A 25,473-nucleotide genomic window follows, 5' to 3' on the forward strand; every position below is an offset into this window, starting at 1 on the left:
GCAATTACACCCTCATTTGCGATGACAGAACCACAAATTCACCCGGACCTCCAGCAAAAATTTGCGAGGGTACTTGAAATAGACACCCACCTGGACCGGCTGGTCAAGCGAATCGAATTGCTGCAATACATCAACCCGCTGAATACCGAGAAGGAAAAGCACCGGTTCTTTGCTTCCAAGTATACGGAAACGCCCCAGTTCAAATACCCGAAACTCAAATTCGACCCGTATAAGCTGCACCGGCTGTTCTTTGCCCACAAACTGGACCGGATCGAAGACCCGGTGATCCGGAACCTGTATAAGGAAGTAATCTATTTCTACGCCAACATGGTGCAGTGTATTGAAACGATTGGGCAAACCAAGCGTTTCTATTACAACTCCCTGCGGGTTTACGGGACGCCGACGGAGAAGGATGTGGAGAATGCGCGTTTTATCTTGCATTTTGAGGATGAACCCGGGTTTGCCAATATGGAAAAGCGGTACAGCCCCGAAGATGCCCGCGCCTATTTTGAGGAATTTGCCCGCCAATACGACTTCCCCCTGGACATCCGTTTTTCCACCCATATCGCCGCAGAAGCCATGGTGAGCAACAGTACCCGCAGCCTGCTCATCAAGCGCAATGCCCGCTTCAGCGATAACCAGCTGCTTACCCTGGCCCACCATGAAATCGGGGTCCACCTGGTGACCACCTTCAACGGGATCTCCCAGCCCCTGAAGATTTTTTCCAACGGCCTCCCCAAAAATGTGGAGACCCAGGAGGGGCTGGCCGTATTTAGCGAATACATGGGTGGGGCTTTGACTTTAAAGAGGCTAAAAGAATTGGCATACAGGGTTTTGGCATCAGACAGCTTAAGTAAAGGTTACGGTTTTTCCGACACCTTTGACCTGATCCATAACCAGTATAAGCTCAACCGGGACGCAGCGTTCACCATCACGCTCCGCGCCCATCGCGGGGGCGGGTTTACCAAGGACCGGTTGTACCTCAGCGGGCTCAGGCGTATTTACAAACGCTACCTGCGGGAGGAGTCCATGGACCGGATGCTTACTGGGAAAGTTGCCCTGGACTACGAAAAACCAATCGCCTACCTGCAGGAACTTGGTTTGGCGGTAAAGGGGCCGTATCAATGCCTGAGCTTCCGGGAAAAGCGAAATCAGAACCCCACCCTGGATTTTATCCTTAACAATCTGAAATAGGGGGGAGGCCAACCTGGCTGCGGGCTACTCCAGGAATTTGCCGCGAACCTCTGGTGTGGGCACCATGCAGTCGGAGGTCCGTCCAAACCAGCCGTACCGGTTCCGGGCAACCAGGTCGTATACCCAGTCGCGTAAAACCCTGGGGATCCAGCCGGTCAGGATCGGCAGCCACCCGTATCCCCGAAGGTCCCGGGCAATTTCCAGGGCCGCATCCGATTTGACGTAATAGGCCACCCCCGGGTCAATCAGGATGATCGAGTCCACCTCGGCGGTGTCTATCCCCCGATCCCGGGTGAGCTCTTTGGCTGTCGGGCCCTGAAGGGGCGCTAGGCGGAATACATCCCCCCGGTCGTTGCGGATAACCCGTTGTACGGCCGCATTGCAGAGGTTGCATACCCCGTCGAAAAGGATGATTTTTTTACCAGGCGGGATTTCCATGATGCAAAGATACGTCGGCAGCAGCTAAAAATCGCAGCATCTATTTCCTGGCCGCCTCCACCAGTTCCAGTTGGTCCACACTCACGTTGGTGGTAAACTGCCCGTAGTTCACAATGGCCTTGTTCTTCTCGATGCTGTCGATGCTTCCAACGGCTTTGCTGTCCTGCAGTCGGACACGGTCGCCAATTTTCAGGACCGGTTTTGGCCGGGTCGCTTCTTTTTTCGCGGCTTCTTTCTTGCGATCCTCCTTTTTCTTGCGGATGGCCTTAACCTCCTTTTGGGCCTCCCTGGCAATTGCTGCCTTTTCCTTTTTTTCCTGTTCGCTTTCCCGGGCCGTCTTCTTTTTCCGTTTGCTGTTCTCTGTTTCCACGATGCGGAGCAGCTCGGAGATCAACGGCCTTTTCTTTTTGTTCTGGAAATACTGTTCGGCGGCCTTGTCTACCTTGGTGCCCAGGTGGATCATGCGCTGGTGGTAGTCGTAGAGTTCCTGGTAGCTGCTCAGTTTGTCCCGGAGCCTGGTGTTCAGTTCCTCCAGTCTCGATGCCTCTTCCCGGGCCTTGCTTTCTTCCTCCTGCAGGCGGTCCCCGGTCTGCGCCATCTTGCTGCGTTCTTTCTGGAGTTTGGCAATGCTTTCGTCAAAGCGGACCTTGCCACGGGAAACCTTTTTCTTGGCCTTGTTGATCAAGCTATAGGGGATCCCGTTTTTCTGGGCGACCTCAAAGGTAAAGGAGCTTCCCGGCTGCCCCATTTCCAGGCTGAAGGTCGGTTCCAGCGTCTTTCGGTCGAACAGCATATTGGCATTGCTGGCGTGAGGCAATTCCCCTGCCAGCGCTTTGAGGTTGGCGTAATGGGTGGTAATCACCCCATAGGATTCCCTTTCATAGAATGTTTCCAGGAAGGTTTCCGCCAGCGCCCCGCCCAGCTCCGGGTCACTGCCCGTACCGAACTCGTCGATCAGAAACAGCGTGTCCCCGTCGCATTTCCGCAGGAAGCGATTCATGTTTTTCAGCCGGTAGGAATAGGTGCTCAGGTGGTTTTCAATAGACTGGTTGTCCCCGATATCGGTGAGTACCTGGCCGAAGAGGGAGCAGGAACTCCGTTCATGTACCGGGATCAGCATCCCGCTTTGCAGCATGAGTTGCAGGAGCCCGATGGTTTTCAGGGTAATGCTTTTCCCGCCCGCATTGGGGCCCGAAATCACGATAATCCGGTTCTCCGGATGGAGTTCAATGGTCTGTGGCCACGTTTGCAGCCCCTGTTTCCGGTTGCTGAGCAGGAGAAGCGGGTGATAGGCTTCCTTGAGGAAATGGCGTCGCTCCTCGTTGATTTCCGGCAACCTGCCCCCATATTTCCCTGCATACCGGGCCTTTGCGGCGGTAAGGTCGATCTCCGTCATGATTTGCTGATAGCGGGCCAGGTCCGGGATATATTCCCGCATTACCCCGCCAAGTGCCCGGAGGATCCGGTGGATTTCGTCCCGCTCGTCCAGTTCGAGCAACTGCAATTCCCGGCTCAGCCGCTGGGTGGCTTCCGGCTCTATATAAACGATGCTCCCTGTTTTGGAGGTGCCCAGCACATTGCCTTTTACCTTGCGCCTGTACATGGCCTTTACGGCAAGCACGCGACGGTTTTCCACCACCGATTCCCGGATCTCATCGAGGTAATCTGCCCGCTGGCAGGAGGCCAGCGCGGCATTGAAGCTCTTGTTGATTCCCTCACGGGCCTGGTTCATCTTCCGGCGGATATCCTGCAGGGCGTCGGAGGCATCGTCCCGTATTTCCCCGAAACGGTCGATTACGCTCCCAATGCGTTCGGGGATGATGCTGTGGAAGGTGGCCTGCGATACCCAGGCATGCAATTCCGGGTAGTATTCCGCGAACTTTTGGAAAAACTTCTGGTGGTCGCGGATAAGCCCGGCGAGGTCTGCCATATGGCGGAAGGATTCCACCGGCAACAGGCTGTTCTCCACCCTGAGCATCCCCAGGGCTTCGTCCAGCGGTTCAAACCCGTGGTTGGGGATGGTATTGTCATTTTCAAAGGATGCCAAATACTCGGACGTCCTGTTGAGCGCCTGGTGCAAAGAAGCGGTCTCCCGGTAGGGTGCCATTGCCCGGACGGCCGACCTGCCCGGGTCCGTATGGCAGAAAGCTTCCAACTGCCTCAGGACCTGGGGGAATTCCAGATCCTCCAGTGTTTTTTTGGTTATGCGTTTCACAGTATAAAAACAACCAGCCAAAGGTAAGGAATGCCATGGTAAAACCAGCGGGCGGTGCCGTTTCACGAACTATTTATGCGATGTGCTTCCTTATGGGTTTTTGTACCTTGCAGGCTTTATATCAAGAAGGAATGCCCTGTTTAACATGAACGTGAAAATTGACAATTCCTGGAAGCAGCTCCTGCAGCCGGAGTTTGAGAAACCGTATTTCAGCGACCTGGCCGAATTTGTAAAGAGGGAGTACCGCACCCATTCCTGCTATCCCAGGGGGCAGGAGATCTTTGCGGCCTTTGACCATTGCGCCCCGGAGGCTGCAAAAGTGGTCATTATAGGCCAGGATCCGTATCACGGCCCGGGCCAGGCCAATGGATTGTGTTTTTCGGTGAGGGACGGGATTCCCCATCCGCCCTCCCTGGTCAATATTTTCAAGGAGATTCAGCAGGACCTGGATAAGCCGTATCCCGAAAGCGGTGACCTGGGCCGATGGGCGCGGCAGGGCGTATTGCTGCTGAATGCCACCCTTACGGTCCGGGCGCATCAGGCCGGCAGTCACCAGAAGCAGGGATGGGAGACTTTTACGGATGCCGCGATCCAAAGGCTGGCGGCGGAAAGGGAAAACCTGGTCTTCTTCCTGTGGGGCGGTTATGCCAAGCGCAAGGCACCCCTGATCGATTCAAAAAAGCACCACATCCTGACTTCGGGCCATCCTTCGCCCCTCAGTGCCAACCGCGGCCTCTGGTTTGGCAACGGGCACTTTGGGAAGGCCAATGACATCCTCAGGGAGCAGGGTCGGGAACCCATCGACTGGTAGGGGGCAAGCCACACTGTAAAAGCCAGGCCTATGGAGGTGCCGATTCGGTCGCGCCGATTGAGGAGGCTGTATTTACAGGAAAAACGCGGGCTTACCTCAGCAACTGACTTGCTGCGGGTTTATTAGAAATTAACTTTAAATCAAAAAGGGTATCAACCACGTTTTCAATAACCTGGATATTTATTTGGTCCTGACTCCACTCCGTGACCGAAAGCCAGGAGCGAATGTCGTCAAGTTGCTGGCCGTAACGCAGGGCCAGGGTCCTGTCGATGCTGGGGATTGATTTAAATTCCACGGTGAAGGTGTTGATGACCTCCAGGATGTGATTGAGGATTCCGGCATTTTCGGCCGCAAACGCCCTTCCTGCCACTAAAATAAAACAAGGCCAGGGGGTGGGGCAAATCCCCAGTCGCCGGAAAACCCCAGAATCCACCAAGGGCTGTGTGGTAAAGCGCTCCCACATAAAGTAATCCGCCTCTCCGGCGGTGAGGGCAGATACGGCACCTTCCAGCGTATCAACCACCTCGAAGCGCAGCATACCGGTATCCCAACCGCGGTTTTTTGCATTGACGAAAGCCATCAGATGGCTGCCGCTGCCGTAACGGCTGATTGCCGCCCGGGCAGATGCCAATTCCCCCACCTCACGGAAGCGGCTGTTTTGGGCCACATGGATCCCCCAGTGCAGGGGGGAGGCAACAAATTCCTGGACAATGACGGCATCCAGGCCTTCGGCAGCCGCCTTGACGAATCCCTCTGTCAGCAGCAGGGCCATATCGGCACTTCCTGTGCGCAACATATCACACATTTTCCCGGTACCCTGGGGGATATCTGTCCATTCCAGGTCAATGCCCCGTTCAGCGAACGCCCCTTCCTGCAATGCAAGGTGCCAGGGAAGGTTGAAGTGTTCGGGTACGCCGGCAATTCGGATGGGCTCAGACATGGTGTACAGGTTTAAAAGAGGGCATCCAGGGTGTGGTTTATCAGGCGGTCAATGGTCTGTTCGGGTGATTTTGAAAATTCCCCCCGCAGCCGGTTGGCCAGGATAGCGCTCAGGGAAGCTGCGGAATGCCCGAGCAGGCCGGCCATCGCCAGGATGCCTGCGGTTTCCATTTCCATATTGGTAATCCGGAGATCGCCGTGACGGAAAGCAGCCAGCCGTTCCAGGAAATTTGCCTGTTGAAGCGGCAGGCGGAGGGATCTTCCCTGGGGGGCATAGAAGCCGGGGTTGGTAGCTGTAACCCCTCGGAATATTCCCGGCCCGTCTACCTGTGCAGTCAACTCCGGATCCGCCGCGACCACGTAGGGCACGGCATGCATTACTGGCCATTTCATAAAATCCAGCAGCCGGTATTGCATGTCAGCACGCTGCAGGTGTTCTCCCTGGTAATAATGAAGCAAACCGTCAAATCCCACTGCGTAATCGCTTAAAAGAAAGGAATCTAAGGGGATGTCTTCCTGCAGGGCACCTGACGTGCCCATTCGTACCAGCCGAAGACGGGTAAGTGAACTTTTCGGCATTCGGGTTTGGAAATCGATATTGACCAGGGCATCCAGTTCGTTGAGGACGATATCGATATTATCCGTACCAATACCGGTGGAAACCACGCTGAGCCTGTGCGGGCCCAGGTATCCGGTGTGGGTGGTGAATTCCCGGTTGGATTTGGTGCATTCCAGGGTGTCGAAATGCCTGGAAACCCGGGGCACCCGTTCAGGGTCACCTACCAGGAGGATGGTTTCGGCAATATCTTCCGGCAATAATTTCAGGTGGTAGACGGAGCGATCCGCATTCAGGATGAGTTCGGAGGGCTCCAGGGACATGTCAGAGTTTTAGGATGCGCCCTGAATCTGTGTTGTATAGGAAGTTGTATTTAAGGGCGCCGCCCAGATAGGCTTCATTGTCGCGGATCACTGAGTAATAGCTCGTTTTGCGGTCCAGGATGTCCTTGCCTGTTTTGTTGAGCCGGACCGGGCTGAACGAGCTGAAAAGAGGTTTGAGATTGGTCAGGATCCGCTGGTATTGCGAATCCCCGAAACCATACCATCCCTGGTTGTTCAAAAGGAATTTCATCAGGGCTTTCTTGCTGGTTGGTTTCTCATCCGCCACAGCCTTAAGGACGCGGTTTTCCAGTTCGTTAAGGCCGTTCCGTATGGAGGGGAACCGCTTCAGGTGGGCCTGTATCGAATTCTCCAGGTAATCGAAGTGGTAATTTTCGAAATCGGTCAGGTTTTCCAGGCGTATCGGATTGTCACTGCAGTAGAGTTGCCAGACGTAATCCGCATATTCGATATCGTCCTGTGAAAGTTCCACCCGCTGGTCGTATAGTTTACGGATCTGGTCCTCATCCAGTTCGGACAACCCCAGCAATTGTTCCCCGGATTCCTGGTTCCCGCTGCAGGCCAGGGTGATCTGTGCATGCCTGCGGTGGGTTTTCAACCAACTGATCACAGCCAGCATGTTGATCTGGCAAAACAGGTCGTATTCGAACCAGAGAACGATTTCATCCTGCTGCTTGTGGTTGCATAGGGAACGATACTCCTTCAGCGTCTTTTCGATAAACCAGGATTTGCTGACATTGTAGTTCTTGTGGAGAAAATCGAACCGGGTTTTCCAAAACGCCTCACTACCCACGTTGGTCTCCGTCTTTCCTTCACAGAGCATTTCCCGCCAGGTAATAATGTCCCCCTTCAACTTCAGTTCTTGTAATCGCTGGGTAAAACTATCCCCGTTCGTTATGTGCAATTGGGAACTCATTTTCGGACTATTGGTTGCGGTTCTGACCCATAAATGTAACACTTCATCGATTAATACCAAAAATAATTAACAGATACTCTTCGGGTTAACCGCCGACACGCTTTACGTTAAACCCCTTATCCTTAAGGAGTTCCATAATTTGATCCCGATAGTCTCCCTGAATCAGGATCCTGTCGTCCTTGTAGGAGCCGCCAACGCCAAGGGTTTTCTTGATTTCGCGCGTCAGGGTGTTAAAATCCGAATCGGCCCCGGTGTAGCCCTCCAGGATGGTGACAGGTTTCCCGCGCCTTTTTTCATATACACAGCGGATAGGGGCCTCCTGCATCCATACGGGATTGGGGTCGCCGCTTTCGGGGCTGTCAGGTTCCGGCTCCGGCTCGTGGTCGGGAAACAGGTTTTTGAGTTGGTCGCTCAGGTCCATGCTGTGTTATTTTTTGACAAGCCCCAGTTCGACCAACCGCTCATGAAGGAATTCCCCGGCCGTAATATCTTCAAAGCCCTTGGGATGCTCCTCGTCGATGCAGTGTTCCAGGCAATTGAGAGGCATGCTGCTGATGGGGTGCATAAAAAACGGGATGGAATAGCGGGAAGTCCCCCAAAGCTCCCGGGGTGGGTTTACCACCCTGTGAATCGTGGATTTTAGCCGGTTGTTGGACAATCGGGACAACATATCCCCGACATTGATCATCAACTGGTCTCTGGACGCGATGGCATCGATCCATTCCCCCCGGTGGTTTTGTACCTGCAATCCCCGTCCGTGGGCCCCCATAAGCAGGGTGATCAGGTTGATGTCCCCATGGGCGGCCGCACGTACGGCGTCCTTCGGCTCCTCGGTAATGGGCGGATAATGGATGGGGCGGAGGATGGAATTCCCGTTGCGGATGTAGGGGTCGAAATAATTTTCCGGGAGTTCCAGGCGCAGTGCCAGGGCACGCAACACATATCTGGCCGTCTTTTCGAGCATTTTGTAGGCTTCCCTTCCAACTTTATTGAATTCGGGCAATTCGGAAACCTGGACATTCTCCGGGTATTCCCTTTCCAGTTCGGGATCCGCTTCCACATATTGCCCAAAATGCCAGAATTCCTTGAGGTCGCCTGCTTTCCGGCCCTTGGCGTGTTCTTTCCCGAAGGACGTGTAGCCGCGTTGCCCGCCGATCCCCTCGATTTCATATTTCGCCTTGACATCCGGCGGGAGGCTGAAGAAGTTCTTGACTTCCCGATAGAGGTCTGCCACAAGCTCATCGGACAGGAAATGCCCGCTGAGGGCCACAAAGCCTATTTCTTCGAAAGCCCCTCCAAGCTGGTCTACAAATGCCATTTTCCGCTCTGGGTCGCCGGAGATGAAATCGCGCAGGTCTGCGCTCGGGATGTGGTCCATAAAGAGATGCGTTTCCGGGATCAAAGTTAATAAAATAATAGGCCATCTTGCCTTTGAATATGTAGATTTGTGCCGGAATCCCCCGTTGATACGATCATGGAAAACACCTCTGATAAATTGGATTACACTGCCTTCCGGGTACCCGGGGAAGTGCAGCTTCAGCTGTATCGCGACATGTTGCGCCCACGGCTGATCGAAGAGAAAATGTTGATTTTATTGCGACAGGGTAAGATCTCCAAATGGTTCAGCGGGATCGGACAGGAAGCGATTTCCGTAGGTGTCACGGCCAGCTTGCGGCCGGAGGAGTTTATCCTTCCCATGCACCGGAACCTGGGGGTTTTTACATCCAGGAACGTCCCCCTGTACCGGTTGTTTGCCCAGTGGCAGGGGAAAGCGAGCGGTTTTACCAAGGGGAGGGACCGAAGCTTCCACTTCGGGAGTATGGAGCACCGGATCGTAGGGATGATTTCCCACCTGGGACCCCAGCTGGGGGTGGCTGATGGGATTGCCCTGGCAGATTTGCTGCAGGGTCGCCAACAGGTGACTGCGGTCTTCACCGGGGAAGGGGCGACCAGTGAGGGGGATTTTCACGAGGCGCTGAATGTGGCATCGGTTTGGGGGTTGCCGGTGCTTTTTTGCATTGAGAACAACGGCTATGGCCTCTCAACGCCTGTATCTGAACAGTACCACTGTGAGAACCTGGCCGACCGCGGCAGCGGATACGGGATGGAGGCGCATATCCTCGATGGCAATAACATCCTCGAGGTGTATTCCGCAATCCGGGAATTATGTGAAAGCATGCGCAGCCGGCCCCGCCCCGTTCTGATCGAATTCAAGACTTTCAGGATGCGCGGGCATGAAGAAGCCAGTGGTACCCGTTATGTGCCGGATGACCTGCTGGAACACTGGGCCAGTCGCGACCCGCTTGAAAATTTCGCCATCCACTTGCGCAACAGCGGCCTCTTAAGCGAGGTGAAGGAGGTTCGGATGAAGAAGGAAATCCAGGAGGAAATTGACAGGGAACTGGATCGGGCCTTTCAGGAGGGGGCCGTTGATTTTGATCAAAGTATTGAGTTAGGTGATGTATTTAAAAAATTTGATTATGAGGAGTTTAAAACATCCGAAAAAACAGAAGACATCCGTTTGGTGGACGCCATCTCCCAGGGCCTGAGACAGAGTATGGAGCGCCACGATAACCTGGTCCTGATGGGACAGGATATCGCTGGTTACGGGGGAGTGTTCAAGGTGACCGAGGGCTTTGCCGAAGCCTTTGGCACAGAACGGGTCCGCAATACGCCAATCTGCGAATCCGCCATCGTCTCTGCGGGGATGGGATTGTCACTCGGGGGCATGAAGGCCGTAGTGGAGATGCAGTTCTCGGATTTTGTGACTTCGGGTTTCAACCCCATTGTCAACTACCTGGCCAAGGTACACTATCGCTGGGGAGAACCTGCGGATGTGGTGATCCGGATGCCCTGTGGCGCCGGCGTGGGGGCCGGCCCCTTCCATTCCCAGACCAATGAAGCCTGGTTTACCAAGGTTCCCGGCCTGAAAATAGCCTATCCGGCGTTTCCGGCCGATGCCAAGGGCTTGCTGGCCACCGCGATCAACGACCCCAACCCGGTGCTGTTCTTCGAGCACAAGGGGCTATACCGCTCCCTCTACGGGCCGGTACCTGCAGACTATTACACCCTCCCCTTTGGCCGTGCCGGACATCTCAGGGAGGGCAATTCCGTCAGCCTGATCACCTATGGTGCCGGGGTACACTGGGCCCTGGAGGCAATCGACGAATTGGGGCTGAAAGACGTGGACCTGCTGGATCTCCGCACCCTTTGCCCGCTGGATACCGAAGCGGTCTTTGCCTCGGTGCGCCGTACCGGAAAGGTCCTGTTGCTGCAGGAAGACAGCCTCTTCGGGGGGATCGCCTCGGACCTGGCGGCCATGATAGCGGAAAACTGCTTTGAGTACCTGGATGCCCCTACCCGCCGCGTTGGTTCCCTTGAAACACCTGTGCCTTTTGCCAGGAGCCTGGAAGCGGGGTACCTCCCCAAGGCCCGGTTGCGGGCAGCACTCAGGGAGTTGTTGGCCTACTGAATACGCACCGAAACCCCTTCTGATTCTGGATTGCCGTAACAACTATATCTGTTTGAGACATCTGTAAGCCCGCGTCCTACGTATATATTGGACAAATCAAATTATATGAGACAAACAAGCCTATTTATGCTATTGGCCGTGGTAGCCATGCAGTCCTGTTCCATCAGCAAAGATGTAAGGGAGAAACGCAACCTGATCAGCGGTACCTGGACACTCACCGATATTGTGTATGCGAACAACCAGGGCACCTTCAAGGCCACCCTTTTTGACGATGCGGATGCCATCTGCTACGAGGGAAGCGAGTGGTTTTTCCGGGACAACAACAGTACCGGCCGTTATACCATCGAGCAGGGGAGCCTATGCAACGGGGGTGACCGGTTTTTCCGGTGGTCCGTCATTGAACAACCGGAAAGCTATAACCCGACCTTTCAGTTCAAATTCATCGACGAGAACCGGAAGGACGTTTCCGGAGGCTACGGCTATCGCATGACGCTTGAAAAACTAACGGCATCCGAAATGGAAATGCGCTCCAACGTCCGCGTCGACGGGCAACCGGTAAGCGTGATCTATCAATTTATCAAAAAGTAACAAATGAAAATCCAAAGTATACGAATTGCCAGTTGGGTCCTTATACTGGGCCTGGCGATCGGTTGCAATACCGTTAAAAATGCAAACAACAAACAAAAGGGAGCCGTCATTGGCGCCGGCAGCGGCGCCGTCATCGGCGGGGTCATCGGCAACAATGTAGGCAAGGGCAATACGGTCCTGGGCGCGATCATCGGAGGTGTGGTCGGCGGTGTGGCCGGCGGCTATATCGGCGACCGGATGGACCGGCAGGCGGAACGCATCGAGGAGGAACTCCCCGGGGCGGAGGTCAAAAGAGTGGGAGAGGGGATCAACGTGACCTTCACCCAGGACCAGGGCGTGCACTTTGCCACAAACAAGTCAGCCATTGAGGGGGCTTCAGTGACCACCCTGAACAAACTGGCCGGCATCTTCAAGGAATATCCCAAAAGCGTCATCCTGGTCGAAGGGCATACGGATAGTGCGGGCCCGGAAGACTACAACATGAGCCTGAGCCAGCGCCGCGCAGAGTCTGTTGCCAACTACCTGATTGCGCAGGGGATTGATGCGGACCGCTTCACCGTCAAATGGTACGGCGAAAACCAGCCCAGGGCCACCAATGAAACGGCCGAGGGCAAAGCCCAGAACCGCCGTGTCGAATTGGGAATTATTGCCAGCGAAGCCCTGAAGGAAGAAGCCCGGAAGGAAACAGGCGGAAACTAATCGTATTTCCTGTTTAATTAAATCCCGGCCCGCCGCCGGGATTTTTTTATTTCCCGTAACTTCCGGAAATGGAATCTGCGGAGATCGGTATTGTGGGAGGCGGGCTTTCGGGCCTGGTGGCGGCTATTGAGCTTTCCCGCGCCGGAAAGCAGGTACGGGTCTTTGAAAAACACCCGTACCCCCGGCACAAGGTGTGTGGGGAGTACCTGTCTGCGGAAGTAGTGCCTTATCTGGAATCCCTCGGGGTATCGCTGGGGGATGCCCCGGCCATCCGCCGGCTCCGGTTGCAATCCCTGAAGGGTGCTGCCGTAGAAGTCGGGTTGCCCCTCGGGGGGATTGGTATCAGCCGCTACGCCCTGGATAACCGCCTCTACGAGGTTGCTTGCCAATTGGGTGCCCGTTTTGAGTTCGGCAATGTCAGGCAACTCCGGACCAGGGCGGAAGGCGTTGAGGTACAGGCCGATTCGGGCTGTTTTGACACAGGCCTCCTGATCGCTGCCTGGGGCAAGCGAAGCAACCTGGACCGCCAACAGGAACGCCCATTTTTTCAAAACAACTCCCGGTGGATGGCCATTAAAAGCCACTATCGCGCAGACTTCCCCGAAGACCTTGTGGGCCTGTATACTTTTCCCGGAGGCTACGGCGGACTTTCATGCACCGAAACCGGCGCGGTGAATTTTTGCTATCTCATCCGGGCGGACCACTTCCGTACCTCGGGAAGCCCGGAAGCCTGTACGGACCACCTGATTGCCCGCCACCCGGGCCTGAAGGCGGTACTGGAAAGCCGGGAGCCGCTGTTCAGGCGCCCCCTGGTTATTTCCCAGATATCCTTTGCCCCCAAGGATAAAAGCGGGGACGGACTCCTCTATGCCGGTGATGCTGCACGGCTCATCCACCCGCTCACCGGCAACGGAATGGCAATGGCTGTGCTGAGCGGCCGGATCCTGGCCAGGGAAATCCTGGAAAACCGCCCCCGGGGATCCGGGAGCTTTGCCGATCTCGCCAGGGCGTACGAGCTGGCCTGGAAAAGTGAATTCCGTTCCCGCCTGCGATGGGGCAGGACGCTGCAATGGGTATTGACCCGGTCGCGGATAACGGATTACCTGGTGGGTCTTTCCGGGCACTTCCCCGGCTTGGTTCCCAGGATCGTATCCGAAACCCATGGTAAAATACAGGAGGTATGAACCGCTTCGCATCCCGCAGTTCCGCACCCGAACAAATGGACGACCTGGCCCTGGACAGGCAACAACTTGCCCTGGCCCTGTCCGATATCCGGAGGGTCAATCGATTCCTTGGGGGGTACCGGACAAGCCTCGCCGGCCTGGAGCCCTACCTGGAAGCTGCCGGCGGGGACCCGCTCCATATCGTTGATATTGGTTGCGGGGACGGGGACTTCCTCATTTATTTGGCCAGGCACTGCAGGGACCGGCAACTAAACGTGCGGCTCACCGGTTGGGACTTCAACCCCAAAAGCCTCGAAAAAGCCCGGGAGGAGGCCCAGGATTTACCTGAAATCAGTTTTGAACGCCACGATATCCTGGAACTGCCCGAATTGCCTTCCGGTGCCCTGGTGATCTGCAACCTTTTTCTGCACCACTTTTCGGATGCGGATATCGGCAAACTGCTCCGGAATTGGATGGGCCAGTCACCCAAAGCTATAATTATCAATGATTTGAACCGGAATCCCGCGGCATATTATTTGTTCTGCCTTTTTGGGCTTATTTTTATGAAGTCGCCAGTGGCTGTTTCAGACGGTAAAATATCCATCCTGCGGGCGTTTTGCCGCCGGGATATCGAACGGATATCGGCCGTACTTCCCGATACGCGTTTTAGCCTCAGGTGGCGATGGGCCTTCAGGTACCTGTGGATACTGGAGCCCGATAAATAATTGCTATGAATGATGTACGAATTGTTACGGCCCGTAGGGCACTGCCCGCTTTCTGCCGTACGACCGAAGAAATACTGCCTTATGTCGATGCCTGGCTGGGGGAAGAACCCGAAAGGCTCAGGCGCAAGGCCTTGAAAATATTCGAAGGGGCAGGGGTGGACCGGCGATACGGTATTATGGACCTGCCGGAGGTATTTACCCCGGGGAGTTTTGAGGAAAAGAACCGTAGCTATGCAGCCGGCGCAAAGGAACTCGGGAAACAGGCGATAAACAATTCGCTCAAGGCATCCGGATGGTCCCCTGAATCCCTGGATATACTTATAACGGTAAGTTGCACCGGCATCATGATCCCTTCCCTGGACGCTTACCTGATCAACGACCTCGGGCTGCGCGGAGACATCATCCGGTTGCCCGTAACGGAAATGGGATGCGTGGCCGGGGTGTCCGGACTGATCTACGCGAACCGCTTCCTGAAAGCCGGAGGTGCCCGCAGAGCAGCGGTCCTGGCCGTTGAATCCCCTGCGGCCACCTTTCAGCATACGGACCACTCCATGGCTAACATTATCAGTGCGGCCATTTTCGGCGATGGCGCATCCTGTGTATTGCTCAGCAATGAGGAAGACGCCACGGGTCCCCGGATTGTTTCAGAGGGGATGTACCATTTTCCCGGCACCACGCACCTGATGGGGTTTGATCTGACCAACCACGGCCTCAAAATGGTGCTGGATCCTGAAGTGCCTGAGGCCATTGCCGGGAATTTCCAAAAACTCCTCGGGCCATTCCTGGAAAGTGCAGGTTACGGGAAGGCAGATTTGAGGCACCTTGTCTTCCATCCAGGGGGCCGGAAAATTGTGGAAACCGTGGAAAGCCTGTTCAGGGAACAGGCGGCCAACATCGACAAGACGAGGGAGGTCCTTAGGCGGTACGGCAATATGAGCAGTGCGACCGTCCTTTATGTGCTACAAGCCTTTATGGAGGATCCGGACCTGGAACCCGGTTTGGCCCTCATGCTGAGTTTCGGGCCGGGATTCACCGCCCAGCGCGTACTCCTCAGTTTTGACAAATAGTAAATTGAAATACAAATAGTTACAACGTTTATGTTGCAGGATACTTCAAAGGATTGGGCGCTAATTTTGGGGGGAAGCAAAGGACTGGGCATGGCCGCTGTAAAAAAACTGGCAGGGGTAGGCTTCCCGGTAGCGGTGGCACACCGTGACCCGAGAAAGGACCTGGATGCCATTCATGGGGAATTTGAGGACCTGAAGGCAAAAGGCGCCCGGGTCCGGCATATGAATTGCGATGCCATAGGCAGGGAGGGTCGTAGCCGTATACAGGAAGCGCTTTCCGGGGAATGGCTCGGGCCGGGGGAGAAACTGGGCCTGGTGGTCTACAGTATTGCCAGGGGAAACCTCAAACCCATGTCCGTGGAAGCAGGCGAAGCCGTGCTTACCGGCAGGGACCTTGAAATTACCGCAGAAGCCATGGCATTTGCATTCTACGACTGGGCCAGGGAATTGAAGGAACTCGGGCTTCTTTCAGATAATGCCAGCCTGCTGGCACTGACCAGTGAGGGTAGCAGGCGGATACTGCCGGCCTATGGTGCAGTAGGTGCCGCCAAGGCGGCACTGGAGTCACTTGTGCGGCAGATGGCTGTGGAATGGGCCGGGGAAGGCATCCGGGTCAATTGCATTCAGGCTGGTGTCACCGATACGGATTCAGTCAGGCGGATCCCCGGATCCGGTGAATTGCTGGAACACGCTGTCCGCCGTAACCCCAGCGGAAGGCTTACGCAACCCGGAGATGTGGCAGACGCCATCTACTTGCTCAGCCGCCCCGAAGCAGCTTGGATTACCGGAAACATCATTTGCGCAGACGGAGGAGAAAGGCTTTGTTGACCATGGAAAATGTCCTTCAAAATATTCTTGATCAGTTGCCCTACCGCAAGCCCTTCTTGTTTGTGGATAACCTCATTTCCGTAGGACCGGAAGGGGCGGAGGGGTATTATACGTTTCCGCCGGACAGCTGGTTTTACCAGGGGCATTTTCCGCAGTACCCGGTTACCCCGGGGGTCTTGCTGACGGAATGTTGTGCGCAAATCGGCGTGGTTTGCCTGGGGATTTACCTGGCTGCACAGTCCGCAGTCACCGCGGCACCCGGGGCACCTGCTTTTGCACTTTCCGATTCGGACATGGATTTTCTCCGGCCCGTTCTCCCCGGGGAACGGGTTCGCGTGGTCAGCCGGAAGGAGTATTTCCGCTTTGGGAAGCTGCGTTGCCGGGTACAACTCTTCAACGAAGCCAATGAATTGGCCTGCAAGGGCCAAATATCGGGGATGATTCAAAAGGGAAATCCATGAAACAGCGCGTAGTGGTTACCGGCCTGGGCATTTGTGCGCCGAACGGAATAGGTATTTCCGAATTTTCGGAGGCTATGTTCCGGGGGAGGTCCGGGATACGCTACATGGAAACCCTTCGGCAACTTGGTTTCCGATGTCCACTGGGAGCCGCCCCTGAGGTTCCCCAGGATATAATGGAACGTTATTTTTCGGCCCTTGAAAGACGCGGCCTTACGGCGACCGGGTTGATTTACGGGGCCATGGCGGGACAGGAAGCCTGGTATGATGCAGGCCTGGACGTTGCTCCTCCGGAGGAACCGGATTGGGATACGGGGGTGCTTTTCGGGACCGGGATCCTGGGGGTCGATACCTTCCGGGAAGCGGTGATGCAGGTAGATGCGGGGAATGTGCGCCGTTTGGGGAGTACCACGGTGCCCCAGACTATGGGCAGCGGGGTAAGTGCTTGGCTGGCTGGCAAGCTGGGGTGTGGCAATTGGGCCAGCGCCAATTCTTCGGCCTGCAGCACGGGCACCGAAGCCATTCTTCAGGCTTCCTGGCATATCCGGCAGGGCAGGGCACTGCGGATGCTGGTGGGGAGTTGTTCCGATTCCGGGCCCTATATCTGGGGAGGCTTTGACGCCATGCGCATCTTGTCTTCCCTGGATCCGGCAGATCCGGCAGCGGCCAGCCGGCCGATGTCGGCTAGGGCCTCGGGCTTTGTCCCGGGGTCCGGGGCTGGCGCTTTACTCCTGGAATCATTGGAAAGTGCCCGCAGTCGTGGCGCCCGTATTTATGCCGAAATACTCGGCGGGGCTGTAAACAACGGGGGTCAACGGGGCGGCGGTTCCATGACGGCAGCCAATGCCGAAGGGGTTCGTCGCTGCATACGGGGGTCTTTGGAGGATGCCGGGGTGGATTCAGGAGCCATCGACCTGATCAACGGGCACCTGACGGCCACCACGCGGGATCCGGAGGAAATCCGGAACTGGTGCCAGGCCCTGGGACGGTCCGGCAGGGATTTTCCCCTGATCAATTCCTCCAAGGATGTCCTTGGTCATGGCCTGGCAGCCTCGGGCAGCATGGAATCCGTGGGAACCGTGCTGCAACTCAGTCAGGGAGTTATCTATGGAAACACCAACGCCAGTGACCTGCACCCGGAAATCAGCCGGCAGATCGATCCCGCCTGCGTACCCGTCAAAAGCCGGAACCATCAGGTAAATATTGCCGCAAAAGCAAGTTTTGGTTTCGGCGACGTCAATTCATGTATTATTTTTAGCAGGCACAACACCTGATGCTATGAAAGATCACGCTCATTATGCCACCCTGAGGGAAATCATCCTTCCCTACCTGCCAGAGGATATCGATCCTTCCGGGATCGGGCCTGAAAGCCTGCTGATTGAAGAACTCAACATCAATTCTGCCCACCTGGTGGATATTGTGCTGGACGTGGAGGACCGTTTCGATATCCGCCTTGAAGACACGGATATGCAACAGATGCATTCCGTGTCGGATGCCTTGCGGATCATTGACACCAAGCTCGGAAATACCTGATTGGGTTTTGGGCGGGCTGCCTGGAATTCATTTTTTTGGGGTCCGGAATTTTGCACTTGCCATGACCTTGTTTTTTGCGGCGTATTTCCCGTTGGGCAATTTGTGCATCACGTGGATCTATTCGCGTTTCCCGGTCAGGCAGAGGGAGGAGCACCCCGCCAGGCCGGATATCTAATCCCGGGAGGTCCTGGAATGGCATTTATAGCTTGGGAAGCCCCGCAGAGTTGGGCCGGAAAAACTGAACCAGTTCGGACGGGGTGCTCAATTGGAGCGTTTTATTGCCGGCAATTGCGATAGGGTTTTGAAGCAGTACCGGGTTCTCATTCAACATTTTCAGCCAGTCGTCCGGGTGCAGGTCCCCGCTACCTGTATCCGGGGCATCCGGATGATCCACGGCGAGCATTTCGTTAAAGGGTTTGGCAAGTTTTTCCTGTAAACTTACCCAGACGGTATTCGCCAGTTTCGTCTTTGAAATATCCAGTTCCTGGATGGCCCTGTCTGCGCCCTGAAGATAACCCAGGGCCTGTTTTCCAAGCCGGGTTTCAGAATTGTAGATCAATGTCAGCTGGTTGTCGTCTGTTGCCAAAACGCTCATTCTATTTTTATTATCAGACCGGCTTGGGCCAGTCATTCCCTGTACCGGTCAGGACCGGCTTTTCATCTTTTCCTTGCGTTTGCTCAATTGCCTCCCCAAATCATCGGAGGCTTTTGCTATGGAGGCCTCAAAGCTGGCTGTGCTGGCTTCTGCGAACAAGCGGGGGCCAGGCAGGCTCAGGCGCATATTGCAGATCCTGCCGGTTTCGGGGCTCGACGTATTTTCCTTCTTGAAAAATACATCGGCACGGACAATAAAATCGTATTTGTCCACCATTTTGTCGATCCTGGCAGCGGCCAGTTCTTCCAGCCGTTTGCTGGCGGTGACCCCATCGTATTCAAAGTTGATATCCATTTCAAAATATTTACAAGAAAGATACATTTCGGGCGCCCCATTTCCAAATAATCGGACCCCAAAAACGAACTGGTTTGAACAAAGGCAGACTGCATAGATGCTCCCTTTCCGCATGGAGATTTCTTTTTTGGAACAAACGGCAATCCCAAACATCCGTATACCTCACCTGCCACGTAAATCTTATACGCCAAAACCGATTTACTCATGCATTCCATCAGCTACATGACCATACAGAGAGAAAGCCATATTCCCCGAAGCGAGCAAATTATGCGTTTGCTCCGCGAAGCCGTGTGTTTGCGCAGCCTGATAGTATCTTATCACTACGAACCCCATACAGAAAGACTCTTTTCAGTTCGTAGGGAACTCTGCGACCGGTTACTCACCTTTGAAGCCAGGTGCCGGGAATGCCGTCACCATTCGCTGCCCCTTTCTTTGGTTGCCGAATTCAGTCAGTTACAGAAGGAGGTCTTTTCCTATATCCGGGAAACCCGGGCCTGATTCAGTTTGCATTGGAGTCCCCTCCTTCATCCACAGGGCGCAAAAGGGAAGTAAGCACGCCGGTTATAAGGCTCAAAGCAATCACTGTCAGGGAAATCCACTCCGGCACTTCAATCTGGTGGGAAAACAACATTTTAAGGCCTACAAAGGCGAGGATCACCACGAGGCTGTAATTGATGTGCCGGAATTTCTGCAGCATGCGCGAAATCAGGAAATACATGGAACGCAACCCGAGGATCGCCAGGATGTTTGAGCTGAAGACCAGAAAGGGATCGGAAGTGATCGCCAGGATGGCCGGGATGCTGTCCAGAGCAAAGAGGATGTCCGTAAGCTCGATGACCACCAGGGCGATAAACAGGGGGGTCGCTGCGATGATCCCCATACGCCTGATAAAGAAATCGTGCCCGTAGAGGCGGGATGTCACCGGGAATATTCGCTTGAGCTGGCGGAAGACCAGGGATTTTTTCGGATCAAAATCGTGTTCGACAGAGCGGATCATCTTAAAGGCGGTATAGAGCAGGAAAACCCCGAACACATAGGTGATCCAGTCAAATTTGTTGATCAGGGCCACCCCAAAGATGATCATGAGCCCCCGGAAGATGATGGCCCCGAGGATCCCCCAGAAAAGCACCCGGTGCTGGAAAATCGGGGGTATGGCAAAGGAAGAAAAGATCACGGCGATCACAAATACGTTGTCCACGCTCAGGGAAAGTTCAATCAGGTACCCCGTGATGTATTTCAGCGTGGCATTTCCCGGGGTCAGGTTGCTGGGGTTTTCCACCAGGCCGGCCGAAAACAACCAGTAGACCACCCCGCTGAAACCAAGGGCCACGGATACCCACAGGGACGTCCAACCAGCAGCTTCCCGGGAACGGATTATGTGGTCTTTTTTATTGAAAACACCCAGGTCCAGGGCGAGGAAAATGACAACAAGGGTAATAAACGAGACCCAAATCAACATGAGGAACTACCTTTTGCCGCAAAGATACACATCTGCGGGATATGAGGCGGGCCAATAAGGCGGGATACAAAAAAACCTGTGCCCGATCGACAAAACCGGCACTCCCGCCACCTGGGGAGGGCAGGCCAGGGCTGTATCCAGGGCCATTACCCAGTTCTTAACCCGGGCCTTAACGCGTAAGCCGGCGACCCTTTCTAAGGCGGTAGTTGCTGTAGGCCAGCAGGGCCAGTGAAATTCCCCCGCAGATACAGAAACCCTGAAAAAGGGGCAGGGCAGAGGTAATGACCAGGCTGCCAATCCAGGCACTGATTGGGACCGACATCAGGGTGGCGATAAATCCGGTAATGGCTGCGCCTATCCCTGCGATATGCCCAAGGGGTTCCATGGCCATGGACCGGAGGTTGCCGAAGAGGAAGCCCACGGCGAAAAACTGCAGGGCGAGGAAAACCATCAAAAAGGCGATGGGCGGATTGGTTCCCCCGGCAAAAAAAAGGGAATAGGCCAGCGAATTAAGGGTAAAACCAACAAGGGACAGGGTGATCAGCCGCCGCATTCCGAACTTCACCACCAGCCAGCCGTTGATAAGTGTTGCGGTGCCGATGGTAATTGCCAGACCGGCGAACAGGTAGGGAAAGAGTTCCGGCATGCCGTACTGTATCTCAAAGATCTGTTGGGAAGTGCTCAGGTATACCAGGAAGGAGCCTGTAATGAACCCCCAGATAATCGTAAACACCATGGTCCGGCGATACCCCATTACTTCCCGGAACCCCCGAAGGATCCTTCCGGGCTGGAAGGTGTTGCGGTTGCGAAGCGGGAGGGTTTCCGGCTGTCGCCGCCAGAACCACAGGGATACCAGCAAACTGAAGACCACTTGAAAGTAAAAGATGGCTTCCCAGCCAAAATGGTCGAGGACCAGTTTTCCCAATGCCGGTGCAACCACTGGGACCAGGATAAAGACCACGGTCACAAAAGACATGATACGGGCCATGTAATCCCCGCTGAAACGATCCCGTATCATGGCGATGCTAATGGTCCTCGGGGCGGACAGGGACATCCCCTGCAGGATGCGGCCGACAATCATCAGTTCCAGGCTCCGGGCCATGACGCAAAGGGCACTGGCAGCAATAAAAATGGCAAACCCGATGTACACCACCGGTTTACGCCCCACGCTGTCCGATATGGGGCCAAAAAGGAGCGGGCCCGTTCCCATCCCCAGAAAAAAAAGGGTGATCAATAATTGGTTGGCTGCCGGGTCCGCGTTCCCCACGGCAATACCGATGATGTCCAGGGCCGGCAACAGGGCGTCGAGGGCAAGGGCAACGATCGACATGAGTGCCGCCATCAGGGCGATAAACTCCGTGTGTTGCCCGCGATTGGTTTCCATTGGGCAAAAGTAGGGAATCTTCCGGCAGCTTAAGTGGGGCTATTGGCTGTTTACGGTGTCCCCCCGTGGTCAGAAGAGCTCAAAGACATAGCCAAGAAGCCAGTAGAGAACAATGAAGACCACGATGGTGCCGATACATCCACACCGGCCACCCCCGATCTTTTTGGCGCCTACGCCAGCAAGGATGGCCCGAAGAAGGTTTTTCATGATTAACAGGGTTTAACCAAAAATACTCCTTACCTGCCGATAATCCGCATTTTACGTGATTCTGGCTTCGTTCTGGTACCATGTTTATATCCTGCTTCGTATATCGTATCTTTCGGTTGGTACGGACATTCCGTACGCTGTAAAAAGCTGAATTATGGATGATGTGGCCAGAAGGGGCGTCTGGGTCCGGGGGCCAGAAGCATTTACCGGGCTCCGGCAGGGAAAGCCCAAGGATTATGCGGCAGGGATGCCTGCTGTACAAAAAGCGCTGGAACACAGTTTTCGGGAAATGGGCGTCCTGCGGTCCATCAGGCCGCTTGTGAAATTGAACCAGCAGGACGGCTTTGATTGCCCCAGTTGTGCCTGGCCGGATCCTGAAAAGCCCTCCAGGGTTGCGGAATACTGCGAGAACGGGGCAAAGGCCCTGGCAGATGAGGCAACCACCTCCCGAATCGATTCGGCATTCTTTCGCGCCCACTCGGTAGGGGCCCTTTCCCGCCGGAGCGACTATGAGCTCAATGCATTGGGGCGACTCACGGAACCCATGGTGCTCAGGGAGGGGAGCTGTCATTACGAGCCCATTTCCTGGCAGGAGGCCTATGCGATGGTGGCGGATTCCCTTCGGGGCCTCGACCACCCGAACCAGGCCATTTTCTATACCTCCGGCCGCTCCAGCAATGAGGCCGCTTTCCTCTATGGCATGTTTGCCCGCGCCCTGGGAACCAATAACCTCCCGGATTGTTCCAATATGTGCCATGAGTCCAGTGGGGTGGCCCTTGGCGAGACCCTGGGCATTGGAAAGGGCAGTGTGAAACTGGAGGACCTCCACGGTGCCGATCTGATTCTTATTGCAGGCCAGAACCCGGGAACCAACCACCCGAGGATGCTTTCCGCCCTGGAGAAATGCAAGCGCAATGGCGGGCGGATAATCAGCATCAACCCGCTGGAAGAGGCGGGACTCATCCGGTTTAAAAACCCCCAGCAGGTATCGGGCCTCCTGGCCAAAGGAACCACACTGGCAGACCTGCATTTGCCGGTTCGGATCAACGAGGACATCCCCCTGGTAAAGGCATGGTTAAAACAGTTATTGGAAAAAGAGGCAAGAGGAGGTAAATGCGTAGATAAAACGTTTATAGATACTTATACTAATGGATATGAAGCGTTGGTAGAAGATCTTGGCAGGTACTCCACGCAGGATCTGATCCGGCAAACCGGCCTGAATCCCAGGGATGTGGAACTTGCAGGTGAGTGGTTGGCCGGGTCAGAAAACATTATAATCTGCTGGGCCATGGGCCTAACCCAGCACCGCAACGGGGTGGCCACCATCCGGGAATACGTCAACCTGCTCCTGCTCAAGGGGGCTATCGGGAAGCCATTTGCGGGTACCTGCCCAGTACGTGGCCACAGCAATGTGCAGGGAGACCGCTCGGTCGGGATCCAGCATTTCGTGGACCCGGAGTTGAACCAGCGTATTGAAAAATACCTGGGGTTTACGCCTCCCGGAAAAAAAGGCGTGGACGTGGTGGAAGCGATACAGGCGATGGAGGAGGGGCGCGCCAGGGTATTTATGGCGCTTGGCGGAAATTTTGCCATGGCAGCCTCAGACACAGATTATACGGCCCGGGCCCTGCAGCGCTGTGACCTGACCGTTCAGGTCAGTACCAAACTGAACCGCAGCCACCTGATCACAGGACGCAATGCACTTATATTGCCTGTACTCGGTCGCAGCGAAAAGGATGCGGCAGGAGGGGAGCAGGGGTTTCTGACCGTGGAGAACTCCATGGGACGTGTACGACGTACCCGGGGCGTACTGAAACCGGCAGCTGCGGGCCTGAAAAGCGAACCCCGCCTGATCTGCGAACTGGCAATCGTCTGCCTGGGAAAGGACCACCCCGTGCCCTGGCGCGAATTCGGGAACGACTACGATAAAATTCGCCGGGCCATTGATCGGGTTGCCAAAGGTTTTGTAGATACCTCCAGCCGCTCGGAGGGACCCGGTTATTACCTGCCCAACAATGCCCGGGAACGGGATTTCAGCAGCCTACCAGGGGGTAGGGCCCGGTTTACCTGCAACGAACTGCCTGACCACCGGTTAGGCCCCGGGGAACTTTTACTTATGACGATCCGCTCACACGACCAGTTCAATACGACGATTTACGGCCTGGACGACCGGTACCGGGGGATCTACAATGAACGACGGGTTCTGCTGATGCATCCCCAGGATATGGAAGCCCGCGGGCTCAAACCCGGTGATACCATAAGGATCAGCAGTGACTATGACGGGAAAGTCCGGTGGGTGCGAAACTTCCTGGCCCTTCCTTACAAGATACCAAAAGGTTGTACCGCTGCCTATTTCCCGGAAACCAACCCGCTGATTCCCCATGACCAGTACGCCGACCACAGCCAGACCCCCATCAGCAAATCGGTTCGGATCCGCGTGCACCCGGGGGTGGGAGGGGATCATACCGATCGTCCTAATCCCGGGAGGCCAGGTGCAGGCGGTAGGTAAAACGGAAATTGAAGATAAACCCGCCCTTGACGGATTCATTCAGGATCATCCGGGGGTCCCGGATAAAGATGTTGGCGATGGATACCTTTACCTTGTCGTCTGCGGCGTAAATGCGATAAGAACGGTTGATTGAGTACCCGCTGCGCACTGCAAAAATCAGGGATGGGGTCAACCGGTACTGCAGGTATAGGCTCAGGTCGTTTGAAATACGCTGCACATAGGCTTTTCCGTAGTCTTCATTTTCAATGGGGAAGGAGCTGCCAAGCCCGTCGAATGTGAGCCCGGCCCGGAGTTTGGGCTGCAGGCGGATGTTGATATCCCCACGGGAGGGCAACAGGGCGCTGACTTCCCACAAATCATCCGGATGCCGGTAATAGAACCCTCCAATTGGCACGAACATTATCCCGTATTCCTCCGTATTCATATAAAAACCAAAACTGAAATTCCTGTGGTCCCCCAGTTTTTTCTGCAGCAATTGCAGGGTACCCAATTGGAACCTGGACCTGCCATACTGGAAGGAAGATGCCTCCTTGGGGATCAGCAGGTGCAGGGAAGACCAGTAATTGGCGTGTTCGATATTCAACCCAAGGGTCGCCCCCAGGTTGTACAGGGCGATATATTCGGATCCCGGATAAGGCTTCAGGCGGTTCAGCGTGCCGATGGCGCCGGTAATCAATGCTGTTTTTTCCGTGAGTGGGATCGGGATAAAAAGGCTGAGGTCCGCGTGGTTGATTCGGGTGGTTCCCTCACCCGATTCATAGCCGGTTTCCGGGGAGTAGCCGTAACTCAGGTTCAGAATGTCGATGTATTCCTGACTTTGGGCCGACAGGAAGAAGAAAAAGGCCAATCCGGCAAGGGTGTGTTTCATCGGTTAAAACCTGGCCGGAAGATAGGCATTAAATTCTGTTTTCGGCCCGGTAGGATCCTTCCGGTTTATCCCCTGATGTAACAAATTGGTGCGGATTCCTTCTAATTAGTAAGAACCAAACTTCCATAGATGAAACCGCGTCGCATATTATTGG

27 protein-coding genes are annotated in these 25,473 nt (G+C 55.1%); 14 read left to right on the forward strand and 13 right to left on the reverse strand.

Annotated features, from left to right (window positions below; translation table 11 throughout):
* The first annotated feature begins 21 nt into the window (after positions 1–21).
* A complete protein-coding gene (locus tag H7F20_RS14275; RefSeq protein ID WP_185786838.1) occupies positions 22–1,194 on the forward strand; it encodes a flavohemoglobin expression-modulating QEGLA motif protein in 1,173 nt (390 codons plus the stop codon).
* Positions 1,195–1,218: 24 nt separating this feature from the next.
* On the opposite strand, the gene H7F20_RS14280 is transcribed toward H7F20_RS14275, so the two are convergent.
* Together H7F20_RS14280 and H7F20_RS14285 are read right to left on the reverse strand one after the other, a co-directional pair.
* Positions 1,219–1,632 (reverse strand): thiol-disulfide oxidoreductase DCC family protein, encoded by a 414-nt coding sequence (locus H7F20_RS14280; RefSeq protein WP_185786839.1) that lies wholly within the window; start codon positions 1,630–1,632, stop codon positions 1,219–1,221.
* A gap of 40 nt (positions 1,633–1,672) precedes the next feature.
* The gene (locus tag H7F20_RS14285; protein WP_185786840.1) at positions 1,673–3,847 is read right to left on the reverse strand and encodes a DNA mismatch repair protein MutS; all 2,175 of its coding nucleotides are present in this window, start codon (positions 3,845–3,847) and stop codon (positions 1,673–1,675) included.
* Positions 3,848–3,992: 145 nt separating this feature from the next.
* Between H7F20_RS14285 and ung the strand changes: the two genes are divergently transcribed.
* Positions 3,993–4,658, forward strand: coding sequence for a uracil-DNA glycosylase (gene ung, locus H7F20_RS14290; RefSeq protein ID WP_185786841.1), 666 nt, complete (start codon positions 3,993–3,995; stop codon positions 4,656–4,658).
* Between the two features lie 91 nt (positions 4,659–4,749).
* Here ung and H7F20_RS14295 read toward each other — a convergent pair whose 3' ends face one another.
* The 5 genes from H7F20_RS14295 to H7F20_RS14315 form a co-directional block, all read right to left on the reverse strand.
* Positions 4,750–5,598: a substrate-binding domain-containing protein gene (locus tag H7F20_RS14295; protein WP_185786842.1), complete on the reverse strand. Its 849-nt coding sequence runs from the start codon at positions 5,596–5,598 to the stop codon at positions 4,750–4,752.
* Between the two features lie 11 nt (positions 5,599–5,609).
* Positions 5,610–6,476 (reverse strand): nucleoside phosphorylase, encoded by an 867-nt coding sequence (locus tag H7F20_RS14300; RefSeq protein WP_185786843.1) that lies wholly within the window; start codon positions 6,474–6,476, stop codon positions 5,610–5,612.
* 1 nt (position 6,477) lies between these two features.
* Complete coding sequence (locus H7F20_RS14305) at positions 6,478–7,410, reverse strand: DUF1835 domain-containing protein (protein ID WP_185786844.1); 933 nt, start codon at positions 7,408–7,410, stop codon at positions 6,478–6,480.
* Positions 7,411–7,495: 85 nt separating this feature from the next.
* Positions 7,496–7,831, reverse strand: a complete 336-nt coding sequence (locus H7F20_RS14310) for a translation initiation factor (protein ID WP_185786845.1) — start codon at positions 7,829–7,831, stop codon at positions 7,496–7,498.
* Between the two features lie 6 nt (positions 7,832–7,837).
* A complete protein-coding gene (locus H7F20_RS14315) occupies positions 7,838–8,788 on the reverse strand; it encodes an isopenicillin N synthase family oxygenase (RefSeq protein WP_185786846.1) in 951 nt (316 codons plus the stop codon).
* Positions 8,789–8,884: 96 nt separating this feature from the next.
* Here H7F20_RS14315 and H7F20_RS14320 point away from each other — a divergent pair, with 96 nt between their 5' ends.
* The 10 genes from H7F20_RS14320 (at position 8,885) to H7F20_RS14365 (ending at position 17,943) form a co-directional block, all read left to right on the forward strand.
* Complete coding sequence (locus tag H7F20_RS14320) at positions 8,885–10,882, forward strand: thiamine pyrophosphate-dependent enzyme (RefSeq protein ID WP_370588513.1); 1,998 nt, start codon at positions 8,885–8,887, stop codon at positions 10,880–10,882.
* Between the two features lie 105 nt (positions 10,883–10,987).
* Positions 10,988–11,470, forward strand: coding sequence for a lipocalin family protein (locus H7F20_RS14325; RefSeq protein WP_185786847.1), 483 nt, complete (start codon positions 10,988–10,990; stop codon positions 11,468–11,470).
* 3 nt (positions 11,471–11,473) lie between these two features.
* Positions 11,474–12,169 (forward strand): OmpA family protein, encoded by a 696-nt coding sequence (locus H7F20_RS14330; protein WP_185786848.1) that lies wholly within the window; start codon positions 11,474–11,476, stop codon positions 12,167–12,169.
* Positions 12,170–12,237: 68 nt separating this feature from the next.
* Positions 12,238–13,353 (forward strand): NAD(P)/FAD-dependent oxidoreductase, encoded by a 1,116-nt coding sequence (locus H7F20_RS14335; RefSeq protein WP_185786849.1) that lies wholly within the window; start codon positions 12,238–12,240, stop codon positions 13,351–13,353.
* Positions 13,350–14,057: a methyltransferase domain-containing protein gene (locus H7F20_RS14340; protein ID WP_185786850.1), complete on the forward strand. Its 708-nt coding sequence runs from the start codon at positions 13,350–13,352 to the stop codon at positions 14,055–14,057. Before H7F20_RS14335 ends, H7F20_RS14340 begins: the two co-directional genes overlap by 4 nt.
* A 5-nt stretch (positions 14,058–14,062) precedes the next feature.
* On the forward strand, positions 14,063–15,124 hold the full coding sequence (locus tag H7F20_RS14345; protein ID WP_185786851.1) for a type III polyketide synthase: 1,062 nt from the start codon (positions 14,063–14,065) through the stop codon (positions 15,122–15,124).
* Between the two features lie 30 nt (positions 15,125–15,154).
* Entirely contained in the window at positions 15,155–15,952 is a 798-nt protein-coding gene (locus H7F20_RS14350; RefSeq protein WP_255444106.1) for an SDR family oxidoreductase, read from the forward strand.
* Between the two features lie 35 nt (positions 15,953–15,987).
* On the forward strand, positions 15,988–16,413 hold the full coding sequence (locus H7F20_RS14355; RefSeq protein ID WP_370588514.1) for a 3-hydroxyacyl-ACP dehydratase FabZ family protein: 426 nt from the start codon (positions 15,988–15,990) through the stop codon (positions 16,411–16,413).
* Positions 16,410–17,684, forward strand: coding sequence for a beta-ketoacyl synthase (locus H7F20_RS14360; RefSeq protein WP_185786853.1), 1,275 nt, complete (start codon positions 16,410–16,412; stop codon positions 17,682–17,684). The genes H7F20_RS14355 and H7F20_RS14360 overlap by 4 nt, the downstream gene beginning before the upstream one ends.
* A 4-nt stretch (positions 17,685–17,688) precedes the next feature.
* On the forward strand, positions 17,689–17,943 hold the full coding sequence (locus tag H7F20_RS14365) for an acyl carrier protein (RefSeq protein ID WP_185786854.1): 255 nt from the start codon (positions 17,689–17,691) through the stop codon (positions 17,941–17,943).
* Between the two features lie 199 nt (positions 17,944–18,142).
* On the opposite strand, the gene H7F20_RS14370 is transcribed toward H7F20_RS14365, so the two are convergent.
* Together H7F20_RS14370 and H7F20_RS14375 are read right to left on the reverse strand one after the other, a co-directional pair.
* On the reverse strand, positions 18,143–18,538 hold the full coding sequence (locus tag H7F20_RS14370; RefSeq protein ID WP_185786855.1) for an arsenate reductase family protein: 396 nt from the start codon (positions 18,536–18,538) through the stop codon (positions 18,143–18,145).
* A gap of 48 nt (positions 18,539–18,586) precedes the next feature.
* Positions 18,587–18,892, reverse strand: coding sequence for an HPF/RaiA family ribosome-associated protein (locus H7F20_RS14375; protein ID WP_185786856.1), 306 nt, complete (start codon positions 18,890–18,892; stop codon positions 18,587–18,589).
* 204 nt (positions 18,893–19,096) lie between these two features.
* Here H7F20_RS14375 and H7F20_RS14380 point away from each other — a divergent pair, with 204 nt between their 5' ends.
* Positions 19,097–19,390: a hypothetical protein gene (locus H7F20_RS14380; protein WP_185786857.1), complete on the forward strand. Its 294-nt coding sequence runs from the start codon at positions 19,097–19,099 to the stop codon at positions 19,388–19,390.
* 1 nt (position 19,391) lies between these two features.
* Here the strand turns inward: H7F20_RS14380 and H7F20_RS14385 are convergent, their stop codons facing one another.
* The 3 genes from H7F20_RS14385 to H7F20_RS14395 all read right to left on the reverse strand — a co-directional run bounded on the left by H7F20_RS14385 (position 19,392) and on the right by H7F20_RS14395 (position 21,942).
* Positions 19,392–20,351, reverse strand: a complete 960-nt coding sequence (locus tag H7F20_RS14385; protein WP_185786858.1) for a TerC family protein — start codon at positions 20,349–20,351, stop codon at positions 19,392–19,394.
* A gap of 169 nt (positions 20,352–20,520) precedes the next feature.
* Positions 20,521–21,735: a multidrug effflux MFS transporter gene (locus tag H7F20_RS14390; protein ID WP_185786859.1), complete on the reverse strand. Its 1,215-nt coding sequence runs from the start codon at positions 21,733–21,735 to the stop codon at positions 20,521–20,523.
* Between the two features lie 69 nt (positions 21,736–21,804).
* Complete coding sequence (locus tag H7F20_RS14395) at positions 21,805–21,942, reverse strand: hypothetical protein (RefSeq protein ID WP_185786860.1); 138 nt, start codon at positions 21,940–21,942, stop codon at positions 21,805–21,807.
* 154 nt (positions 21,943–22,096) lie between these two features.
* On the opposite strand from H7F20_RS14395, the gene H7F20_RS14400 reads away from it, so the two are divergent.
* Complete coding sequence (locus H7F20_RS14400; RefSeq protein ID WP_185786861.1) at positions 22,097–24,451, forward strand: FdhF/YdeP family oxidoreductase; 2,355 nt, start codon at positions 22,097–22,099, stop codon at positions 24,449–24,451.
* On the opposite strand, the gene H7F20_RS14405 is transcribed toward H7F20_RS14400, so the two are convergent.
* The gene (locus tag H7F20_RS14405; RefSeq protein WP_185786862.1) at positions 24,417–25,319 is read right to left on the reverse strand and encodes a hypothetical protein; all 903 of its coding nucleotides are present in this window, start codon (positions 25,317–25,319) and stop codon (positions 24,417–24,419) included. The genes H7F20_RS14400 and H7F20_RS14405 overlap by 35 nt on opposite strands.
* Between the last annotated feature and the right edge of the window lie 154 nt (positions 25,320–25,473).

The sequence above is a fragment of the Robiginitalea sp. SC105 genome (genome assembly GCF_014243345.1).
Lineage (GTDB): Bacteria > Bacteroidota > Bacteroidia > Flavobacteriales > Flavobacteriaceae > Robiginitalea.

Excerpts from the sequence above, each read along its gene's own strand:
- H7F20_RS14275 (WP_185786838.1), top strand. The coding sequence starts at position 22 with ATGACAGAACCACAAATTCACCCGGACCTCCAGCAAAAATTTGCGAGG.
- H7F20_RS14280 (WP_185786839.1), bottom strand. The coding sequence starts at position 1,632 with ATGGAAATCCCGCCTGGTAAAAAAATCATCCTTTTCGACGGGGTATGC.
- ung (WP_185786841.1), top strand. The coding sequence starts at position 3,993 with ATGAACGTGAAAATTGACAATTCCTGGAAGCAGCTCCTGCAGCCGGAG.
- H7F20_RS14295 (WP_185786842.1), bottom strand. The coding sequence starts at position 5,598 with ATGTCTGAGCCCATCCGAATTGCCGGCGTACCCGAACACTTCAACCTT.
- H7F20_RS14300 (WP_185786843.1), bottom strand. The coding sequence starts at position 6,476 with ATGTCCCTGGAGCCCTCCGAACTCATCCTGAATGCGGATCGCTCCGTC.
- H7F20_RS14305 (WP_185786844.1), bottom strand. The coding sequence starts at position 7,410 with ATGAGTTCCCAATTGCACATAACGAACGGGGATAGTTTTACCCAGCGA.
- H7F20_RS14310 (WP_185786845.1), bottom strand. The coding sequence starts at position 7,831 with ATGGACCTGAGCGACCAACTCAAAAACCTGTTTCCCGACCACGAGCCG.
- H7F20_RS14315 (WP_185786846.1), bottom strand. The coding sequence starts at position 8,788 with ATGGACCACATCCCGAGCGCAGACCTGCGCGATTTCATCTCCGGCGAC.
- H7F20_RS14320 (WP_370588513.1), top strand. The coding sequence starts at position 8,885 with ATGGAAAACACCTCTGATAAATTGGATTACACTGCCTTCCGGGTACCC.
- H7F20_RS14325 (WP_185786847.1), top strand. The coding sequence starts at position 10,988 with ATGAGACAAACAAGCCTATTTATGCTATTGGCCGTGGTAGCCATGCAG.
- H7F20_RS14330 (WP_185786848.1), top strand. The coding sequence starts at position 11,474 with ATGAAAATCCAAAGTATACGAATTGCCAGTTGGGTCCTTATACTGGGC.
- H7F20_RS14335 (WP_185786849.1), top strand. The coding sequence starts at position 12,238 with ATGGAATCTGCGGAGATCGGTATTGTGGGAGGCGGGCTTTCGGGCCTG.
- H7F20_RS14340 (WP_185786850.1), top strand. The coding sequence starts at position 13,350 with ATGAACCGCTTCGCATCCCGCAGTTCCGCACCCGAACAAATGGACGAC.
- H7F20_RS14345 (WP_185786851.1), top strand. The coding sequence starts at position 14,063 with ATGAATGATGTACGAATTGTTACGGCCCGTAGGGCACTGCCCGCTTTC.
- H7F20_RS14350 (WP_255444106.1), top strand. The coding sequence starts at position 15,155 with ATGTTGCAGGATACTTCAAAGGATTGGGCGCTAATTTTGGGGGGAAGC.
- H7F20_RS14360 (WP_185786853.1), top strand. The coding sequence starts at position 16,410 with ATGAAACAGCGCGTAGTGGTTACCGGCCTGGGCATTTGTGCGCCGAAC.
- H7F20_RS14365 (WP_185786854.1), top strand. The coding sequence starts at position 17,689 with ATGAAAGATCACGCTCATTATGCCACCCTGAGGGAAATCATCCTTCCC.
- H7F20_RS14370 (WP_185786855.1), bottom strand. The coding sequence starts at position 18,538 with ATGAGCGTTTTGGCAACAGACGACAACCAGCTGACATTGATCTACAAT.
- H7F20_RS14375 (WP_185786856.1), bottom strand. The coding sequence starts at position 18,892 with ATGGATATCAACTTTGAATACGATGGGGTCACCGCCAGCAAACGGCTG.
- H7F20_RS14380 (WP_185786857.1), top strand. The coding sequence starts at position 19,097 with ATGCATTCCATCAGCTACATGACCATACAGAGAGAAAGCCATATTCCC.
- H7F20_RS14385 (WP_185786858.1), bottom strand. The coding sequence starts at position 20,351 with ATGTTGATTTGGGTCTCGTTTATTACCCTTGTTGTCATTTTCCTCGCC.
- H7F20_RS14390 (WP_185786859.1), bottom strand. The coding sequence starts at position 21,735 with ATGGAAACCAATCGCGGGCAACACACGGAGTTTATCGCCCTGATGGCG.
- H7F20_RS14395 (WP_185786860.1), bottom strand. The coding sequence starts at position 21,942 with ATGAAAAACCTTCTTCGGGCCATCCTTGCTGGCGTAGGCGCCAAAAAG.
- H7F20_RS14400 (WP_185786861.1), top strand. The coding sequence starts at position 22,097 with ATGGATGATGTGGCCAGAAGGGGCGTCTGGGTCCGGGGGCCAGAAGCA.
- H7F20_RS14405 (WP_185786862.1), bottom strand. The coding sequence starts at position 25,319 with ATGAAACACACCCTTGCCGGATTGGCCTTTTTCTTCTTCCTGTCGGCC.